Source organism: Cedecea davisae (assembly GCF_044095835.1).
Lineage (GTDB): Bacteria > Pseudomonadota > Gammaproteobacteria > Enterobacterales > Enterobacteriaceae > Cedecea > Cedecea davisae.
This window is the reverse complement of record NZ_CP172054.1, coordinates 2,726,264-2,742,863: the sequence shown is the minus strand read 5'-3', so window position 1 is coordinate 2,742,863 and position 16,600 is coordinate 2,726,264. Positions and strand designations below refer to the sequence as shown.

Sequence of the window (16,600 nt, the reverse complement as noted above, 5' to 3'; positions counted from 1 at the left end):
GGCGGATGTTTGCGTCTGGCCACGGCAATGTCTGGCAAACCATCATCAAAAACAGGTGGAAGGGAATATTATGCGTATTGGCGTACCAAAAGAGCGGTTGACCAATGAATCCCGAGTAGCAGCCACGCCGAAAACGGTTGAGCAACTGCTAAAACTGGGGTTTACGGTCGCCATTGAGAGTGATGCGGGAAAACTTGCAAGTTTTGACGACGAAGCTTATGAGCGTGTTGGCGCAGGCATCACTGATAGCGCGGATGTCTGGCAGTCGGACGTAATTTTAAAAGTGAACGCGCCGCTGGAAAACGAAATCGAACTGGCGCGCGAAGGCTCTACGCTGGTGAGTTTTATCTGGCCTGCGCAAAACCCGGAGCTGCTTGAGAAACTGGCCGCACGCAATATTACCGTGATGGCGATGGACTCCGTGCCGCGTATTTCGCGCGCCCAGTCTCTGGATGCCCTTAGCTCTATGGCGAACATTGCTGGCTACCGTGCAATTGTTGAAGCCGCACATGAGTTTGGCCGCTTCTTTACAGGCCAGATTACCGCTGCCGGTAAAGTGCCTCCGGCCAAAGTGATGGTTATCGGTGCGGGTGTTGCTGGCCTGGCGGCCATCGGGGCGGCGAATAGCCTTGGTGCCATTGTTCGTGCGTTTGATACTCGCCCTGAGGTTAAAGAGCAGGTTCAGAGTATGGGCGCGGAGTTCCTCGAGCTGGACTTCAAAGAAGAAGCGGGCAGCGGTGACGGCTACGCGAAGGTGATGTCCGAAGCCTTTATTAAGGCAGAGATGGCGCTGTTTGCGGCCCAGGCGAAAGAAGTCGATATCATCGTCACCACCGCCCTGATCCCGGGTAAACCTGCACCGAAGCTTATCACTCGCGAAATGGTTGACTCTATGCAACCTGGCAGCGTGATTGTCGATCTTGCTGCGCAAAATGGCGGCAACTGCGAATACACCGTGGCGAATCAGGTAACCATTACGCCTAACGGCGTGAAGGTCATAGGCTATACCGATTTGCCGGGGCGCCTACCGACTCAGTCTTCCCAACTGTACGGCACTAACCTCGTTAACCTGATGAAGCTGCTGTGCAAAGAGAAAGACGGCAATATTACCGTTGATTTCGAAGACGTTGTGGTACGCGGCGTGACGGTTATCCGCGAAGGTGAAGTCACCTGGCCCGCTCCGCCGATTCAGGTTTCTGCCCAGCCGCAGGCGGCAAAGGCAAAAATCGAGCCTGTTGAAGAGAAAAAACCAACTTCACCATGGTTTAAATACGGCCTGATCGCGCTGGCGATTATTCTGTTTGGCTGGTTCGCAAGCGTGGCGCCAAAAGAATTCCTCGGCCACTTTACCGTGTTCGCACTGGCCTGCGTGGTGGGCTACTACGTGGTCTGGAATGTTTCGCACGCGCTGCATACTCCTTTGATGTCGGTCACTAACGCCATCTCCGGGATAATCGTCGTCGGCGCATTATTACAAATTGGCCACGGCGGCTGGGTCAGCGTGCTGAGCTTTATTGCAGTGCTGATAGCCAGTATCAATATTTTTGGTGGATTCACCGTCACTCAGCGCATGCTGAAAATGTTCCGGAAGAACTAAGGGGTAACAAATGTCTGGGGGATTAGTTACAGTTGCATACATTGTTGCCGCGATCCTGTTTATTTTCAGCCTGGCGGGCTTATCCAAACACGAGACCTCAAAACAGGGCAACTTGTTTGGGATCGCGGGGATGGCAATTGCCCTGGTGGCGACGATTTTCGGCCCGGAAACCGGTAACGTGGTGTGGATCATCATCGCCATGGTTATCGGCGGGGCAATCGGTATTCGCCTGGCGAAGAAAGTCGAAATGACCGAGATGCCGGAGCTGGTTGCGGTGCTGCACAGCTTTGTCGGTCTGGCCGCGGTGCTGGTTGGTTTTAACAGCTACCTCGATCATGCGCCGGGCCTCGAGCCAATCCTGGAGAATATCCACCTGACGGAGGTATTCCTTGGGATCTTCATCGGGGCGGTGACCTTTACCGGGTCTATCGTGGCGTTTGGTAAGTTGTGCGGCAAGATTTCGTCTAAACCGCTGACGCTGCCTAACCGTCATAAGCTGAATCTCGCTGCGCTGGTGGTTTCCTTTGTGCTGCTGATCGTGTTTGTGCGTACCGAAAGCGTGGGCCTGCAGGTAATAGCCCTGCTGCTGATGACCCTTATTGCGCTGGCGTTCGGCTGGCATCTGGTTGCCTCCATCGGCGGTGCGGATATGCCGGTAGTGGTCTCTATGCTGAACTCCTACTCCGGCTGGGCGGCGGCGGCGGCGGGCTTTATGCTCAGCAACGACCTGCTGATCGTCACCGGTGCGCTGGTGGGTTCTTCCGGTGCCATCCTGTCGTACATTATGTGTAAGGCGATGAACCGCTCGTTTGTCAGCGTGATTGCCGGTGGTTTCGGAACGGATGGCTCCTCAACCGGTGAAACGGAAGAAGCGGGCGAACACCGTGAAGTCAGCGCCGAAGAAACCGCTGAAATGCTGAAAAACTCCACTTCGGTCATCATCACCCCGGGGTACGGTATGGCTGTTGCTCAGGCACAGTACCCGGTCGCTGAAATAACAGAGAAACTGCGCGCTCGCGGCATCAAAGTGCGCTTCGGCATTCACCCGGTTGCGGGGCGCCTGCCGGGCCATATGAACGTGCTGCTGGCAGAAGCCCGCGTGCCGTACGACGTGGTACTGGAGATGGACGAGATCAACGATGATTTTGCCGACACAGATACCGTGCTGGTTATCGGGGCCAACGATACTGTTAACCCGGCTGCTCAGGAAGATCCACGCAGCCCAATCGCCGGTATGCCGGTGCTGGAAGTGTGGAAGGCCCAGAACGTTATCGTGTTCAAACGGTCGATGAACACCGGCTACGCTGGCGTGCAGAACCCGCTGTTCTTTAAAGAGAACACGCAGATGCTGTTTGGCGATGCTAAAGCAAGCGTTGAGGCGATTCTCAAATCACTCTGAGTTTGCACTACGCTGTTCACGAGGCCGCCCAAAGGGGCGGCTTTTTTTTGTCTGAACGGAACAGAGCGCTATCCCGAAGGCCAATAAAAAGCCCGCCAGATTGGTGGCGGGCTGCATTACTTCAGAGGCTTCAGCTAGTCGTCTTCGGGGTCATCCAGCTCGACCGGCGTCTGGTAATCGTCCGGTTTTATCACCAGTAGATCACAGCGAAGATGGTCGATAACCTGCTCGGCGGTGTTGCCAAGAAATGCCGCCGACAGGCCTGTTCGCCCAACCGTGCCCAGAACAACAATCCCCGCCTGGAGATGTTCCGCTATATCAGGAATCACTTCCTCGGGCAGCCCTTTCTCGACGTGGGTCATTTTTTCATCGATAGCGTATTTCTGGCGCAGCGCCTTCATCGCAACGAGGTGCTGGCCGCGTATCGCATCGTTGTACACGCTGGGATCAAAGTCGGGGAGTTCAATCGCGATATTGATTGGGGTCACCGGGTAGGCGCCAATCAAATGCACTTCGGTGTGGTTAACATCGTCGGCAAGCTTGAGGGTCTCTTTAACCAGCTTTTCGTTCAGCGCATTGTGGTACAGCTCTTCGCTGGCGAGGTTAACCGCCACCAGCGCCTTACCGCCCTCCGGCCAGGGCTGATCTTTAACCATCCACACTGGGCAAGGACATTTGCGCAGCAAATGCCAGTCGGTTGGCGTAAAGATAACCGCTTCCAGCTTATCGTGCTGGTGCGCCATTTTTAGCATCAGGTCGTGGCCGCCGGCGATCACTTCCTGGATGATGGCTTCAAACGGGCGGTTATGCCACACCACTTTGATATCAATAGGAATACCGGCTTCGATGTAGTACTGGGCCTGCTGTTTGATCCATGCCGTGCGCTGGCTGATAACGCCTTTGCGCATCGCCGTACGTTCGTCAGGTGACAGAAGCGTGGTCATTTCGTAGGAAAAGTCATAGATGGGCAGGAAGGCTTTGATTCTGCCGCCAATCCGTTGATGCAAATAAACAGCTCGCCGCAGGGCAGGTTGATCGTCCTGGTTGGGGTCAATCGCGACTAGCATGTTTTGGTAGTTTGCCATACAGGTCTCCTTACAACTGCTTAACCACAGTCTGTAAAGTAAGATTAACCCATAAGCAGGGAATGAAACAGGTGGGCAGCCCTTGCCGGATCAATAAAACAGAGAAAAGGCGATCCGGCAAAGGAGGGCGGTTATCACGCGACGCTGCGCGACTGGCCCGCTAAATCAGAGAGCAGGTCGATATTCTCGATGGTGATGTATTTGCCCTTCACCGCCAGCATGCCGCTTTTCTGGAAGCGACCCAGCAGGCGGCTGATGGTTTCAACCGTCAGACCGAGATAGTTACCGATGTCACCGCGCGTCATGGTCAGGCGGAACTCACGCGGAGAGAAACCACGCTGGGCGAAGCGACGGGACAGGTTATAAATGAACGCCGCCAGGCGCTCTTCAGCATTCTTCTTGGACAACAGCAGGATCATGTCCTGGTCGCCTTTGATCTCGCCGCTCATCAGGCGCATCATCTGCTGACGCAGGCTCGGCATCTTGCCGGACAGGTCATCAAGCGTCTCAAACGGGATTTCACAAACCATTGAGGTTTCCAGCGCCTGAGCAAAGCTCGGATGATGGCCGGTGCCGATGGCGTCAAAGCCGACCAGGTCGCCCGCCAGATGGAAGCCGGTGATCTGCTCATCGCCCTGTTCGGTGATGGTGTAGCTTTTTATGGTGCCTGAGCGAATAGCGTACAGCGATTTCAGTTCATCACCCGCTTTAAACAGGGTTTGTCCCTTTTGAATCGGTTTTTTACGCTCGATGATATTATCGAGCTGATCGAGTTCATGCTCATTAAGCGTGAAGGGGATGCATAATTGGCTAATGCTGCAATCCTGGCAATGGATAGCGCAGCCGCCAGACTGAATTCGTCGAATAATACGCTTTTCAGGGATCATAGATATGCTCTGACCGTAATTGATATTGGTCAATTTTAACATCTTTTTGCCGGTAGAGTAAGTCTGGCAGAACGCTATTCGGATGATAATAGAGGATGGCGGCAAAAAATAACTCGCCATCTCTTTGAATTTGTTGAAACGTTAAAGAACGGCGTCCTTATTCTGGAAAAAATAGCCGCACTTTTGGCACTATTTGCTTACAGCAATAAATAACCTTCATGTCGCAAAAGCCATTCTTTACGCGCAACGCCGCCCGCATACCCGGTCATTGTGCCGTTGCGGCCGATAACGCGATGGCAGGGCACGACGATACTTACCGGGTTGGAGCCATTGGCGGCGCCAACCGCTCTTGCAGCACCGGCGCGGCCTAGCTGTTCGGCAAGCTCTCCGTAATGCATCACTTTTCCGCACGGAATATCGCGCAGCGCCTGCCAGACCTGGCGCTGAAAATCGGTGCCTGCGGTTGCCGTCGGCAGCGCGTCTATTACCGCCAAATCGCCTTCAAAATAGTCACGCAACTTGTCGCTCAGCCCGTTGGGGTTAACGCTGCCAATACGCTGAAATCCCCGGGTGCCATAATGAATATTCAGCAACTGCTCCATGCGGGAGCTATGCTCTTCCCACTCCACGGCTCGCAGATTGAATTGCTCGTCGCATAAAATCCATAGTGGACCCACCGGGGTGTCAATTTTATCTTCCAGAATCGTCAGCACAGCTTGCTCCGTTTCACGCAGGCGAGGGCGAATACCCGGGCCAATTATCCGAAGCAAAAGATAGCACGCGCTGCCGGAAGGCAACCAGACCCCAAAAGGATTAGCATAATAACCGGGCTCGCCTGCGGGTAGATTTATTCATAGATGAGATAAATAAAATGCTGCTCAGGCAGGCCTGATGGCGGAATTATTATTTATTCGTGAGTCTGTTATTTATTTCACGTTTTGTTAACGAACAGGCAAAGCGATTATTTGCGGTTGCGGAATCTGGGTTTCCAAATAATGAACTGCCGAACCGATGGTTTTGCGCCCGGCAGACCCGTTGAGCCGGGGCAAATGCGAGGTTATAGTAGCCGCAGATAATGCAGGAGGATTGACCGTGAACCTTGACGACAAATCGCTTTTTCTTGACGCCATGGAGGATGTCAAGCCGCTGAAAAACTGCGCGGACAGCCAGTGGATCAAACCTCAAAAAGAGCACATCGTCGCTAAGCCGGACCTGCTCCAGCTGGATAACTTCCTGACTACAGATTTTTTGGAAATCGTGCCGCTGGGTACGCAGCTTGAGTATAAACGGGAAGGGCTGCAGAACGGCGTGCTGGACAAGCTGCGCCAGGGAAAATACAGCCAGCAGGCGAGCCTGAACCTGCTGCGCCAGCCGGTGGAACGCTGCCGCCAACTGCTGTTCGCTTACATTATGCAGGCGAAGCAGGACGGCCTGCGTAATCTGCTGATCGTTCATGGCAAAGGGCGCGAAGATAAATCTCACCCCAATGTAGTGCGCAGTTTTCTCGCCCGCTGGCTGGTGGAATTCGACGAAGTTCAGGCTTTTTGCGTGGCGATGCCGCACCACGGCGGGAGCGGTGCCTGCTATGTGGCGCTGAAAAAGTCCGAGCAGGCCAAGCTCGAAACCTGGGAAAAACACGCCAAGCGCAGCCGCTGAAAAAACGGCTGCGCTTCGTTGTTTTTAACCCGGCATAGATTTCCGAATCGAAGAAAGCAAGATTTGTGCGGCGGTTGAAAGCGGCCTGTCCACCCGGGTGAGAATGCCGATAGGCTCGCCTGCGCCCGGAATGGCGACCGGCAGCGCGGTCAGCGTGCCCTGGCGCAAATCATCCTTCACCGCGCCGGACGGCACAAACCAGACGTAGTTGTAGTCCACGGTAAGCTGACGCGAAAGCGAGGCAGAAAGAGTCTCGATGCAGGTCGAAGGCAGCTTGCAGCCCTGGGCCGCCAGCAGCGATTCGGCGTTATCACGCGGCACCGTTCCCTGCGGCGAAACGACGGCGGGCCACTCCATCACCCGGCTCAGGGTAATGTTTTCATGCAGCAGAGGGTGATTAGGGCGCACCACCAGCTTCAGCGACTCAAGGAATAGTAGCTCATAATTTAGCCCGGTCATCAGCTCCGGGTCAGACATCCTCCCGATGCCCAAATCCAGTTCACCGGACTTAAGCCCCGCCAGCAGCATGGTGTTATTCATGGTGCCAACCTGAAGCGTCACGTCGCTTTGTTGCTTATGAAACTCGCCAATTACCGTCGGCAAAATGCCCAGGGCAGCGGTTGGCAAAGCGCCAATTCTCACCACATCCGGGCCGTTTTCGTCTTTGCGGTTAAACGACTGCCCGGCATGATTCAGGGCGTCGAGAACTTTAACCGCATGGGTCAAAAACTGCTCGCCCGTCAGGGTTAATTGCGCGCCGAGGCGGCCACGTTCGAACAGGCGGGTGCCGGTCAACTGCTCCAGTTCATTAAGGGTTTTGGAGAGCGCTGGCTGGCTAAGGTTAAGGGTTTCAGCCGCGCGACCCAGGGTTCCCTGCTGGGCGACGGCTACGAAAGTATGCAAATGGCGCAGGCGAATGCGCTGACTGAAAAGAGCATTTTTTTCCATAGGCGATGTTAAAAACAGACCGGTTGTGCTGACAAGCTTCGTTGTTTGATTTTGATAACCTGATTGCAAAATATCATTAACATTTGGCTATGGATAGCAACATAAGCGATTTATATCAGAAGAATTTTTGCTCAGCAGGATAACCAGATAGTGCCGAAAAGCGGCATCGCCAGCAGAATTTAGCCTCGCCTGTTTTAGTTAATTTATTGTTAATTTAGAATCTGCGGGCCAGCGATTTCTCATAACACGATGTTATGTAATACGCTGAAACAAATTACTTTTTAGGCGCTGCAAAGCAGATCACAAAACGGAAATTCTTCCACCTGGCCGACTCGCCAGGCTCTACGCTTTCAGCAATATCCACTGGAGGCATGACATCATGGCGAACACCATCACGGCCGATGAGATTCGGGACAAATTTTCGCAAGCTATGTCGGCGATGTACCAGCAAGAAGTGCCGCAGTACGGCACTTTGTTAGAACTTGTGGCCGATGTGAATCTCGCGGTGCTGGAAAACGACCCGGAACTGCATCAGCAGCTGGAAAATGCCGACGAGCTGGCAAGGCTCAACGTGGAACGCCACGGCGCGATTCGGGTGGGGAAAGCGGAAGAACTGGCCATCCTCAGGCGAGTTTTTCAGGTGATGGGGATGCACCCTGTCGGCTATTACGATCTCTCGCAGGCGGGCGTGCCGGTGCATTCAACCGCGTTTCGCCCGGTGGATGACCAGGCGCTGGCCCGTAACCCGTTTCGCGTTTTTACCTCGCTGCTGCGCCTTGAGTTGATTGATAACCCCGAACTCAGAACCCGAGCCGCGGCCATTCTGGCGAAGCGGGATATTTTTACCCCGCGCTGTCGCGAAATGTTGGATCTCTATGAGCAACAAGGCGGTTTTAGCGAAGCGCAGGCCGATGAGTTTGTGGCCGAGGCGCTGGAAACATTCCGCTGGCATCAGCACGCAACGGTTGACGCCGAAACCTACCGCGCGTTGCATGATGAGCACCGGCTGATCGCCGATGTAGTCTGCTTCCGTGGCTGCCACATTAACCATTTGACCCCGCGCACGCTCGATATCGACCGCGTGCAGTCGCTGATGCCGGAGCGCGGAATTACCCCAAAAGCCATTATCGAAGGGCCGCCGCGCCGCGAGCGCCCGATTTTACTGCGCCAGACCAGCTTTAAAGCGCTGGAAGAGCCTATTTTGTTCGCCGGTGAGCATCACGGAACGCATACCGCCCGTTTCGGCGAAATAGAACAGCGCGGCGTAGCGCTGACGCCGAAAGGCCGGGCGCTGTACGACGAACTGCTGCTGGCGGCGGGCAACGGCACGGATAATCTCAGCCACCAGCAGCATTTACACGAAGTGTTCAGCCGTTTCCCGGACAGCGACGCGCTGCTGCGCCGCCAGGGGCTGGCCTATTTCCGCTATCGTTTGACGCCCGTTGGCGAAATGCACCGCCAGTCAATCAAGCCAGGCGACGACCCGCAGCTGCTTATAGAACGCGGCTGGCTGGTGGCGCAGCCGGTTATTTATGAAGATTTCCTCCCGGTCAGCGCGGCGGGTATTTTCCAGTCAAACCTCGGCAGCGACGGCGGTCAACGGCAGCACGGCCATTCCAGCCGCAGCGAGTTTGAACAGGCCCTTGGCGCAGAGGTTGCAGACGAGTTCGCCCTCTATCAGCAGGCCGAGGATCGCAGTAAACGCCGTTGCGGTTTGCTGTAAACGCGCTACCCTGCTGGAGTGTCAGTAACAAGGAACAGCAGATGGAACAAGTTGTTAGCGTTGCTCAGGGGAGACTGAGCGGCGTTCTTCAGGGGAAAGTTGCGGTCTATCGCGGCATCCCCTTTGCCGCTCCGCCGGTGGGTGAACTGCGCTGGCGGGCGCCTCGTCCCCCGGCGCACTGGCAGGGTATCCGCCAGGCGGATACATTTGCGCCTGCATGCTGGCAAAGCCTCGAATACTGCAAAGCGGTTGGCGGCGGCGATCCCGGCCAGTTTTCTGAAGACTGCCTGTATCTCAATATCTGGACCCCGGTCCGGCGGGATGCTGAGCCGCTGCCGGTTATGGTCTGGCTGCACGGTGGGGGCTACACTATCGGCGCAGGCTCGCTGCCGCCCTACGATGGAGCAGCCTTCGCCTCGCGGGATGTAGTCCTGGTGACGGTGAATTACCGTCTTGGCCATCTCGGCTTTTTCGCCCACCCGGCGCTGGATGAAGAAAATCCCGACGGCCCGGTTCATAATTTCGCGCTTTTAGACCAAATTGCTGCCCTGAAATGGGTGCAGGAAAATATCGCTGCTTTCGGCGGCGACGCGGGGAATGTCACGCTGTTTGGCGAGTCTGCCGGGGCGCGTAGCGTGCTTTCGCTGCTGGCGTCGCCGCTGGCGAAAAACCTTTTCCACAAAGGCATTATACAAAGCGCCTACACGTTGCCGGATGTCGACAGGAAGAAAGCCCTGAAACGTGGCGTAGCGCTGGCCGGTCATTACGGGCTGCAAAATGCCACAGCGGACGAACTCCGCGCTCTGCCTGCGGATGGGTTGTGGACACTTGAAGGGCCGCTTAACATTGGTCCAACGCCAATCTCCGGCGACGTCGTGCTGCCTGAGCCGATGCTGGATATATTCTTCGCCGGGCGTCAGCACCGCATGCCCTTGATGGTCGGGAGCAACAGCGACGAGGCAAGCGTGCTGAGCTACTTCGGCATCGATCCTGCCGGGCAGGTCGAACTGCTGCGCCGGGAGCGGCGTTTCGGACTGGGGCTTATCAAACTGCTGTATCCCGGAGTGAAAGGGGACGCCGAACTCGGGCGACAGGTGTGCCGCGATATGGCTTTTACCACGCTGGGTTTTGTTGTGATGCAGGCCCAGCAGCGGGTCAATCAGCCCTGCTGGCGCTACTATTTTGATTATGTGGCGGAGGCGGAACGTAAAACCTATGCCAACGGCACCTGGCACGGCAACGAAGTGCCGTATGTTTTTGACACGTTAAGTCTGACGCCACCCGCAAGTGAATACGTCAACCAAAACGATCTCACGTTTGCCGGGCAAATTTGTGACTACTGGACCCGTTTTGCCCGCAGCGCCGGTCCCCACAGTAAAGCGATACCGGGCCCGCTAAGCTGGCCTGCCTGCGTTCGCGGCAAGGACCGAACGATGCGGTTAGGCGTTCACTCGCGGGCGCGGTTCAAAGTGGAAAACCGCTTTATGCGCATGAGAATGCAGCTGTTTAAGCGGGTCATGAAGCATCACGTCAGCCTTGACTGAGCAACTCATGGCAAAATGCTTCAAGCCCGGCGGCGTGCTCGCTGCCGGGTTTAACCGCCAGACGGTAGCCCGCACCGGTTTTTACACTGCGATCAAACGGCCTGACCAGCCGCCCGGTACGAATATCTTCTGCCACCAGCGTTTCATCGGCGATGGCGATCCCAAACCCCTGAATAGCGGCGCTGATGGCAAGATCCATAGTGTCAAAATGCTGATTTTTACTCATTGCCCGCCAGGGCGCAGAAAACCCGGTCTGCCAGAGTGACCAGTCGGTGCGGTCCCGCGTTGGATGCAAAAATGTCAGTCTCTCCCAGCCGCTATCTTCTTTTGGCAGCAGACTCTGGCTTACAACCGGCGTCAGCGCCTCCTCGAACAACAGCGTGCCGGTTTTCGCCGACTGCCCAAAAACAATTGCCGCGTCAAACGGCTCATTTTTGAAGTTCACGCCGTGCTCAACGGTCGTGGTCAGCGCAACCTGTAGCTCCGGCATGCGTTGTTCAAGCTGAATCAGCTTTGGCACCAGCCAGCGCATCGCGCAGGTTGGCGCTTTAAGACGAATAATTTCTGGCTTGTGGCAGGCGCGGTCGGCTACGTCCAGCAGATTATTGAACGCGCTTTGTAATTCCGGGAGCAGGGCGCTGCCCTGTGGCGTAAGGCGCAGCCCGCGCGCGTGGCGTTCAAAAAGCGCAAAGCCAAGCCACTGTTCGAGGGCGGCAATTTTGCGGCTGACGGCGCCCTGGGTGAGGCAAAGTTCCTTCGCGGCCCTGGTCAGGTTCAGGTGCCTGGCGGTGACGAGAAAAGCGTCCAGAGTATTCAGGGGAAAATTGCGCCGCGTCATGATGCTCTCCGTTGAGCTATGCATTTTTTGCATGGCTATTATGACAACAATTCGATTGTCGTGGCAATCGCATCCGGATTGAATAGTTATGCAAATCGCATATTGTTCAGGAGCGGCTATGGCCATGCAAACCCCGGTGCAACATCGTTCAAAACTGCCGGATGTAGGAACCACCATATTTACGGTTATCGGTCAGCTTTCCGCCCAACATAAGGCGATCAACCTTTCTCAGGGCGCGCCCAACTTCCCCTGCGACCCGCAGCTTATTGCCGGAGTCACCAGGGCAATGCAGGAGGGGCATAACCAGTACGCGTCCATGACCGGACTTGCGTCGCTGAAAAATCTTATTGCTGAAAAAGTCGCGGCGCTTTACGGCTCAACCTACGATCCGGCGGATGAAGTGCTGGTTACCGCCAGCGCCAGCGAAGGGCTGTATTCCGCTATCGGCGGACTGGTACACCCCGGCGACGAAGTTATCTACTTCGAACCCTCTTTTGACAGCTACGCGCCGATTGTTCGGCTCCAGGGCGCAACGCCGGTTGCCCTTAAGCTCAGCCTGCCTGACTTCACCATCAACTGGGATGAAGTGCGCGCTGCCATAACGCCGCGTACCCGCATGATTATTGTCAACACGCCGCATAACCCAAGCGGGCAGGTGTTCAGCGCTCATGACCTCGAAATGCTGGCGGCGCTGACCCGTAATACGGATATCGTTGTCCTGTCTGACGAAGTGTACGAGCACATCGTGTTTGACGGACAAAAGCACCACGGCATGGCCACGCACCCGCAGCTTGCCGAGCGTAGCGTTATCGTTTCATCGTTTGGCAAAACCTTCCATGTTACCGGCTGGCGCGTGGGGTACTGCCTGGCGCCCGCCGCGTTGATGGATGAGATTTGCAAGGTGCATCAGTTCCTGATGTTTTCAGCCGATACGCCAATGCAGCACGCTTTTGCTGATTACATGAGCGATCCGCAAACTTATCTCTCGCTGGCGAGCCTTTACCAGCGCAAGCGTGATTTAATGCAGTCTCTGCTGGCGGAGTCGCCATTCGAGCTGCTGCCGAGCGCCGGATCCTTCTTCCTGCTGGCTCGTTTTGGCCACTTCAGCGACGAGTCCGACAGCGAAATGGTGAAGCGTTTGATTACCGAATACGGAGTGGCAACCATCCCGCTCTCTGCGTTTTATACCGACGGTACCGATAACAAAATTATCAGACTGTCATTTGCCAAAGATGAAGCCACATTACGGGCGGGCGCGCAGGCGCTGTGCCGGGTTAAGCCACGCTGAAAGGGGTCATGATGAAAAAAATTTATGCGCTTAGTTTGCTTATTGGGCTGTGCTCTTCGTTTTCTGCGCTGGCGGCCGGCGAGCTGCGTTATGGCCTCGAAGCCGAATATCCGCCGTTTGAAAGCCGCAACAGCGCGGGCGAGCTGGAAGGCTTTGATATTGAACTGGGGAAAGCGATTTGCCAGGCAGCCAGCCTCAAATGCACCTGGGTTGAAACCTCGTTTGACGCACTGATCCCGGGGCTTGCGGCGAAGAAATTCGACGCCATCAACTCGGCGATGAACATTACCGCCCAGCGCCAGAAAAGCATTGATTTTACCCAGCCAATCTACCGGATTCCTTCCCAGCTGGTGGGCAAAGAAGGCAGTGGCCTGCAAGCCACGGCGGAGGGGCTGAAAGGCAAAACTATCGGCGTTCTGCAAGGCTCGATTCAGGAAACCTACGCGAAAGAGCACTGGGAAAAGCAGGGCGTTAGCGTCGTGTCGTACAAAGACCAGAATATGGCCTGGGCCGACCTGCTGAATGGCCGTATCGACGCCTCGCTGGTGATGTCCGCCGCCGGTCAGGCCGGGTTCCTGAGTACGCCGCAGGGCAAAGGCTTTGGCTTTATCGGCAAGCCGGTGAGCGACGACACCATTCTCGGGAGCGGGATCGGTTTTGGTTTGCGTAAAGGTGACGCTGTCACTAAAAAAGAACTGGATGCGGCCATCGACAAAGTTAAAGCCGACGGCACCGTAACGAAGCTGGCGCAGAAATTCTTCCCCGGTATCGACGTTAGCGTGAAATAACCCCGTCAGATATCGCCCCGATAAGCGTGCAGCTCCGGGGCGATATCTCCTCGCGTGCCGCCTTTTCTTGCCGGAGAATTGCAAAATTTTCGGCTATATCTGGTTTCCATAAAAAAAACCTTCGTTCAATCCCCGGAAAGCTTCGCCGCCCATTGGATTCATTGTGAATTTTGTCTAGAGTGTGCGGTCGTACAGGTAGCAGTCTCTTGCCGCTGTTCTGCCCGCCGGGCGGGACGAAACACATCGACACATAAGGACGATTTCTCAGGCATGAATCGCAGACGTTTTATCCAGGCCTCTATGGCTCTCGCCGCTGCCTGCGGCACGCCGACCCTTGCCACGCTGTTCTCCCGAAGCGCCTTTGCAGCCGAGTCCGGCATTGCGGACGGCCACTCCACCGCGTTCGACTTTGCGGTATTACAGGGAATGGCCCATGACCTGTCGAAGAAACCCTGGGGCGGCGCACCCCGACCGCTGCCAAATACCCTTGCCAACCTGACGCCTCAGGCCTACAACAGCATCCAGTACGATGCCGATCATTCCCTGTGGAACAATATCGACAATCGCCAGCTCGACGTGCAGTTCTTCCACGTTGGTATGGGATTCCGCCGCCGTGTCAGAATGTTTTCCCTGGACTCCGCAACCCACCAGGCTCGCGAAATCCACTTCCGCCCGGAGCTGTTTAACTACAACGACGCGGGCGTCGATACCAGGCAGCTTGAAGGCCAGACCGATCTCGGTTTTGCCGGCTTAAAAGTGTTTAAAGCGCCAGAACTTGCCCGCCGTGACGTCGTTTCATTCCTCGGCGCCAGCTACTTCCGCGCCGTGGACAGCACATATCAGTATGGCCTTTCCGCGCGTGGCCTGGCCGTTGATACCTTTACCGATACGCCGGAAGAGTTCCCGGACTTCACCTCGTTCTGGTTCGAAACGCCTAAAGCTTCCGACACTACTTTCGTGGTTTATGCCCTCCTGGACAGCCCGAGCGTCACCGGCGCGTATAAGTTCACCATCAGCTGCGAGTCCGAGCGCGTAGTGATGGATGTGGATAACCACCTGTTTGCCCGCAAAGACATCAAGCAGTTGGGCATCGCGCCGATGACCAGCATGTTCGCCTGCGGAACCAATGAACGCCGCACCTGCGACACCATTCATCCGCAAATTCATGACTCCGACCGCCTGGCCATGTGGCGCGGTAACGGCGAGTGGATTTGCCGCCCGCTGAATAACCCGCAAAAGCTGCAATTCAACGCGTTTATGGATGAGAACCCGAAGGGCTTCGGCCTGCTGCAGCTGGATCACGATTTTGCCAGCTACCAGGACATCATGGGCTGGTACAACAAGCGCCCGAGCCTGTGGGTGGAGCCGCGCAACAAGTGGGGCAAAGGCACCGTTGGCCTGATGGAAATCCCGACCACCGGTGAAACGCTGGATAACATCGTCTGCTTCTGGCAGCCGGAAAAGCCGGTGAAAGCCGGGGATGAGTTCGATTTCAAATACCGCCTCTACTGGAGCGGTCTGCCGCCGGTTACTACGCCGCTGGCGCGCGTTTACGCCACCCGCACCGGCATGGGCAGCTTCCCGGAAGGCTGGGCGCCGGGCGAGCACTTCCCGGAAAAATGGTCGCGCCGCTTTGCCATCGACTTTGTTGGCAGTGACCTGAAAGCCGCCGCGCCGAAGGGCATTGAGCCGGTCATTACGCTCTCCAACGGCGAAGCGAAGCAGGTTGAGATCCTCTACGTCGAGCCGTTTGACGGTTACCGCATTCTGTTTGACTGGTATCCGACCAACGACTCCACCGACCCGGTTGAGATGCGCATGTTCCTGCGTTGCCAGGGCAAGGCCATCAGTGAAACCTGGCTTTATCAGTATTTCCCGCCGCCGCCGGACAAGCGTAAATACGTCGACGACCGCGAAATGCGTTAATCATCCAGCCCCGCCGTGTAAAAGCAGCGGGGCTTTTTTTAACGAGCTTTTAGCTGTTTTGCCAGGGCGTCAATAATGTAGCTGTTAAGAGACATACGCTGTTCTGCCGCAGCCAGCGCGAGGCGCTCGCCTAATGATTCAGGGTAGCGAAGCGTAAAGGTTTTCACTTTTTCCTCTTTCTCAAAAGGTTCAATGCCGCTTTCCCGGCAGTCCTCGATATACAGCTGCAGCGACTTTTCGCCTTCCCGCTGTAGCCCCGGCGCGCTGTCAGCCACAAAGTCGCAATAGCCCGTCAGCCCGAGAAATTTGCCACGGAACAGATTGATTTCGGGTATCCAGGCGATTAGCGCTGGCTGGCCGTTGATAATCATAATGTTAGGCAGTGCTTGTGCTGTGGTCATGGCGTTACTCCAATGCTCTCAAACCATTCTTTTATGTTATTAATCGCACCCTTGTCGGTATCAGGTGAGGGATGGGGTCGGTGAAAATGCGCGATGCTGCCGTTGAGCAGAAAGCGCACCCGGGAGCCGCTGCCCTGGCTTACTTCACCGCCTGATGCCAGAACCAGCATTTCAATATCCTGCCATTTAATGCCTGAAGGTACCGGGCGGGCAAAAATTTGAATCAGCGTCTGATGATGTTTTTTTCTGAGGTAGTCCTTGCCATATCCCATGAATCCTTCCGTGACTTCAAATTATGATGTCATCATATCATACAGGGTTTTGACGTCAATTTCTGAAGTCACTTTGCGCGATGTTTTCCAGATTTTGATAAAAGTCAGGCCGGGCAGGAGGGCGGTTATTCAAGACACTTATTGATTGATGAATTATCCATAGTGAATTTTTATGCATCATCGTTTGGTGAGGCTGTCGCAGCGGATGCAATTTCCGGGAAAAGTGACATAAGATAAGCGTCACCTGT

Annotated in this window: 15 protein-coding genes; 8 read left to right on the top strand and 7 right to left on the bottom strand. The window is 55.6% G+C overall.

Annotated elements, in window-relative coordinates; genetic code table 11:
- Positions 1-70: 70 nt before the first annotated feature.
- Together pntA and pntB are read left to right on the top strand one after the other, a co-directional pair.
- Positions 71-1,597, top strand: coding sequence for a Re/Si-specific NAD(P)(+) transhydrogenase subunit alpha (gene pntA / locus ACG1VR_RS13100; RefSeq protein WP_395491109.1), 1,527 nt, complete (start codon positions 71-73; stop codon positions 1,595-1,597).
- Positions 1,598-1,607: 10 nt separating this feature from the next.
- Positions 1,608-2,996, top strand: coding sequence for a Re/Si-specific NAD(P)(+) transhydrogenase subunit beta (pntB, locus tag ACG1VR_RS13095; RefSeq protein ID WP_395489011.1), 1,389 nt, complete (start codon positions 1,608-1,610; stop codon positions 2,994-2,996).
- Between the two features lie 134 nt (positions 2,997-3,130).
- On the opposite strand, the gene uspE is transcribed toward pntB, so the two are convergent.
- The 3 genes from uspE to ogt all read right to left on the bottom strand — a co-directional run bounded on the left by uspE (position 3,131) and on the right by ogt (position 5,681).
- Positions 3,131-4,081: a universal stress protein UspE gene (gene uspE, locus ACG1VR_RS13090; RefSeq protein WP_395489010.1), complete on the bottom strand. Its 951-nt coding sequence runs from the start codon at positions 4,079-4,081 to the stop codon at positions 3,131-3,133.
- A 134-nt stretch (positions 4,082-4,215) separates the two neighbouring features.
- Positions 4,216-4,968 carry a fumarate/nitrate reduction transcriptional regulator Fnr gene (gene fnr / locus ACG1VR_RS13085; RefSeq protein WP_147293938.1) on the bottom strand — a complete coding sequence of 251 codons (753 nt, stop codon included), beginning with the start codon at positions 4,966-4,968 and terminating at the stop codon, positions 4,216-4,218.
- Between the two features lie 197 nt (positions 4,969-5,165).
- On the bottom strand, positions 5,166-5,681 hold the full coding sequence (ogt, locus tag ACG1VR_RS13080) for a methylated-DNA--[protein]-cysteine S-methyltransferase (protein ID WP_039898162.1): 516 nt from the start codon (positions 5,679-5,681) through the stop codon (positions 5,166-5,168).
- Positions 5,682-6,060: 379 nt separating this feature from the next.
- On the opposite strand from ogt, the gene smrA reads away from it, so the two are divergent.
- Complete coding sequence (smrA, locus tag ACG1VR_RS13075; RefSeq protein WP_039898163.1) at positions 6,061-6,624, top strand: DNA endonuclease SmrA; 564 nt, start codon at positions 6,061-6,063, stop codon at positions 6,622-6,624.
- A gap of 24 nt (positions 6,625-6,648) precedes the next feature.
- Here the strand turns inward: smrA and ACG1VR_RS13070 are convergent, their stop codons facing one another.
- Positions 6,649-7,572 (bottom strand): LysR substrate-binding domain-containing protein, encoded by a 924-nt coding sequence (locus ACG1VR_RS13070; RefSeq protein ID WP_016536178.1) that lies wholly within the window; start codon positions 7,570-7,572, stop codon positions 6,649-6,651.
- 379 nt (positions 7,573-7,951) lie between these two features.
- On the opposite strand from ACG1VR_RS13070, the gene ACG1VR_RS13065 reads away from it, so the two are divergent.
- Both ACG1VR_RS13065 and ACG1VR_RS13060 read left to right on the top strand, forming a co-directional pair.
- A complete protein-coding gene (locus ACG1VR_RS13065) occupies positions 7,952-9,295 on the top strand; it encodes a VOC family protein (protein ID WP_395489009.1) in 1,344 nt (447 codons plus the stop codon).
- A gap of 41 nt (positions 9,296-9,336) precedes the next feature.
- The gene (locus ACG1VR_RS13060) at positions 9,337-10,839 is read left to right on the top strand and encodes a carboxylesterase/lipase family protein (protein ID WP_395489008.1); all 1,503 of its coding nucleotides are present in this window, start codon (positions 9,337-9,339) and stop codon (positions 10,837-10,839) included.
- Here the strand turns inward: ACG1VR_RS13060 and ACG1VR_RS13055 are convergent.
- Positions 10,826-11,677, bottom strand: a complete 852-nt coding sequence (locus ACG1VR_RS13055) for a LysR family transcriptional regulator (protein WP_395489007.1) — start codon at positions 11,675-11,677, stop codon at positions 10,826-10,828. The genes ACG1VR_RS13060 and ACG1VR_RS13055 overlap by 14 nt on opposite strands.
- A 118-nt stretch (positions 11,678-11,795) precedes the next feature.
- On the opposite strand from ACG1VR_RS13055, the gene ACG1VR_RS13050 reads away from it, so the two are divergent.
- The 3 genes from ACG1VR_RS13050 (at position 11,796) to ACG1VR_RS13040 (ending at position 15,679) form a co-directional block, all read left to right on the top strand.
- A complete protein-coding gene (locus ACG1VR_RS13050; protein WP_039898166.1) occupies positions 11,796-12,965 on the top strand; it encodes a pyridoxal phosphate-dependent aminotransferase in 1,170 nt (389 codons plus the stop codon).
- 11 nt (positions 12,966-12,976) lie between these two features.
- A complete protein-coding gene (locus ACG1VR_RS13045) occupies positions 12,977-13,753 on the top strand; it encodes a transporter substrate-binding domain-containing protein (RefSeq protein WP_395491108.1) in 777 nt (258 codons plus the stop codon).
- 270 nt (positions 13,754-14,023) lie between these two features.
- Positions 14,024-15,679, top strand: a complete 1,656-nt coding sequence (locus ACG1VR_RS13040) for a glucan biosynthesis protein D (protein WP_395489006.1) — start codon at positions 14,024-14,026, stop codon at positions 15,677-15,679.
- A 38-nt stretch (positions 15,680-15,717) separates the two neighbouring features.
- Here the strand turns inward: ACG1VR_RS13040 and ACG1VR_RS13035 are convergent, their stop codons facing one another.
- Both ACG1VR_RS13035 and ACG1VR_RS13030 read right to left on the bottom strand, forming a co-directional pair.
- Entirely contained in the window at positions 15,718-16,080 is a 363-nt protein-coding gene (locus ACG1VR_RS13035) for a type II toxin-antitoxin system HicB family antitoxin (RefSeq protein WP_016536185.1), read from the bottom strand.
- Positions 16,077-16,352 (bottom strand): type II toxin-antitoxin system HicA family toxin, encoded by a 276-nt coding sequence (locus tag ACG1VR_RS13030; protein WP_172570134.1) that lies wholly within the window; start codon positions 16,350-16,352, stop codon positions 16,077-16,079. The genes ACG1VR_RS13035 and ACG1VR_RS13030 overlap by 4 nt, the downstream gene beginning before the upstream one ends.
- Positions 16,353-16,600: the final 248 nt, after the last annotated feature.